The sequence below is a fragment of the Streptomyces sp. NPDC001787 genome (genome assembly GCF_040297465.1).
Classification (GTDB): domain Bacteria; phylum Actinomycetota; class Actinomycetes; order Streptomycetales; family Streptomycetaceae; genus Streptomyces.
In genome coordinates this window covers 1-1086 of record NZ_JBEOZE010000073.1, presented here as the reverse complement: position 1 = coordinate 1086, position 1086 = coordinate 1, and the positions used below count along the sequence as shown (strand labels likewise).

Below are 1086 nucleotides of genomic sequence, written 5' to 3'. Positions count from 1 at the left end.
GTCGGCCTTCAAGGCCAAGCACGAGGAGATCCGGGCGATGCTCGGGGCCCGGACCGATCTCCGCATGGAGATCAAGGCCGGGAGCCACGGCGACCGCGCCACGATCACGCTGCGGACCCGCAGCGCGGCCGACGGGGTCGAGCTGACGGGCTGGACGCCGGGCGCCCCGTGGGGTGTCGACACGGTCACGGGCGAGCCGGTCATGGTGCCGCTCGGGCGCCGGATGCTGATCGCCGGTACGTCCGGCTCGGGCAAGTCCTGGTCGACGCGGGCGATCCTCGCCGAAGCGTCGGAAGCGGCCGATCACCGCCTGGTTGTCATCGACCCCAAGCGGGTCGAGGCCATCAACTGGGAGCACCGCGCCCGGACGGCGATCACGGCCGAGGATGTCTTGGACGTCACCGACGAGCTGGTGGCCGAGATGCATGAGCGGCTCGGGCTCATCCCGCGCGGCCAGGACGTCATCGCGATCTCGCCCGAGCGGCCCCGGATCACGGTGTTCGTCGACGAGGGAGCCGAAGTCATCACCATGGCGCGGAAGAAGCGCGCCAAGGGCACTGCGGAGGAGCCGGGAGACCCGGACTGGTCCCGGATCATGGAGAACCTGGGCACCCTCGCCCGGATGGCTCGCGCGGCTGAGATCATCCTGATCTGGGCCACGCAGAAGCCCACCATGGACGCCAAGGGCGGCATTGACCCCCAGATCAGCGCCCAGATCACCTACCGCGCCGCGCTCGCGCTGAGCACCTCGGGTGAGTCGCGGGTCGTGTTCGGCGAGGACGCCACGGAGAAGGGCTGGCACGCGCACGAACTGCCCATGCCGGGCGTCGCGATGCTGCGCTCGGGGCCCAAGGCGCCGCCCCACCCGATCAACACCCGAGCCTTCTCCCCGGCAGACGTGATCGCCCTGCCGGACCGGCCGGTCTGGCACCGGTCGGCGGTCGCTCCGGTCCGCGGGCACGAAGTGCCGGCGGAAGCGCGGCCCGCGCTGCGGCTGGTGAAGGACGGCGACTTCCTGCTCGCGCCGCCCGCCCAGGCCGCGCCCGCGGCTGAGGTCCCGGCTCAGGTCGGGCCGGTCACCAACCG

Annotated in this window: 1 protein-coding gene; it reads left to right on the top strand. The window is 72.3% G+C overall.

Translation table 11 applies throughout. From position 1 onward, the window contains the following. On the top strand, positions 1–1086 hold a 1086-nt coding region (locus ABT170_RS40595; RefSeq protein ID WP_351876299.1), incomplete at both ends, for an FtsK/SpoIIIE domain-containing protein.